1 protein-coding gene is annotated in these 849 nt (G+C 73.0%); it reads right to left on the bottom strand.

Features of this window, described 5'->3' with window-relative positions:
* Positions 1–849, bottom strand: an 849-nt coding sequence (locus M8J74_RS44190) for a condensation domain-containing protein (RefSeq protein ID WP_249841772.1), incomplete at both ends; no start/stop codon positions are given.

Raw genomic sequence — 849 nt, 5'->3', positions numbered from 1 at the left:
CGGCGTACTGGACCGGCAGCGGCGCCCACTCGGGGGCCGCGCCCTCGGTGCGGGCGGCGTAGGCGTGGTCGAGGTCGGTGAAGAAGGGGGCGTTGGACCAGCCGTCGGAGGCGATGTGATGGGTGACGACGACCAGCACATGGTCCTCGTCCGTCAGCCGCAGCAGGGAGGCGCGCAGGGGCAGTGTGGCGGCGAGGTCGAAGGTCCTGGCGCTCTCCTCGGCGAGCAGTGCGGGCAGGCTGTCCTCGTCGGCCTGGGTGACCGGCAGGGGGACGGTGATGCCGTCGGCGGGCAGCACCAGTTGGTAGGCCTCGCCGTCGGCCGTGCGGAAGACGGTGCGCAGGGCCTCGTGGCGGCCGACGACGTCGGTGAGGGCCAGGCGCAGCGCATCAATGTCGAGGGGGCCGGACAGGCGCAGGGCGAGGGGGATGTTGTAGGTCGCCGAGGGGCCTTCCAACTGGTCCAGGAACCACAGGCGTTGCTGGGCGGAGGACAGCGGGAGGCGTGCGGGGCGTTCGCCTGCGGTCAGTGCGGGGCGGGGCTGGTCGCCGTTGCTGGTGCGGATCAGCTCGGCGAGCTGGGCGACGGTGGGGTGCTGGAACATGTCGCGGACGGTGATGCGGACGCCGAAGGCCGTGCGGATGCGGCTGACCAGCCGGGTGGCGAGGAGGGAGTGCCCGCCCAGGCGCAGGAAGTGGTCGTCGATGGTGACGGAGGGCCGGCCGAGGACGTCGGCGAACAGGCCGCACAGGACCTCTTCGGCGGGGTTGCGGGGGGCGCGTCCTGTGCTGTCGGTGCTCAGGTCGGGGGCGGGCAGGGCACGGCGGTCGAGCTTGCCGTTGCCGGTCA

The sequence above is a fragment of the Streptomyces panaciradicis genome, from assembly GCF_023516615.1.
Lineage (GTDB): Bacteria > Actinomycetota > Actinomycetes > Streptomycetales > Streptomycetaceae > Streptomyces > Streptomyces panaciradicis.
The sequence above is the reverse complement of the archived record's forward strand: the minus strand, read 5'-3'. Positions and strand labels throughout refer to the sequence as shown.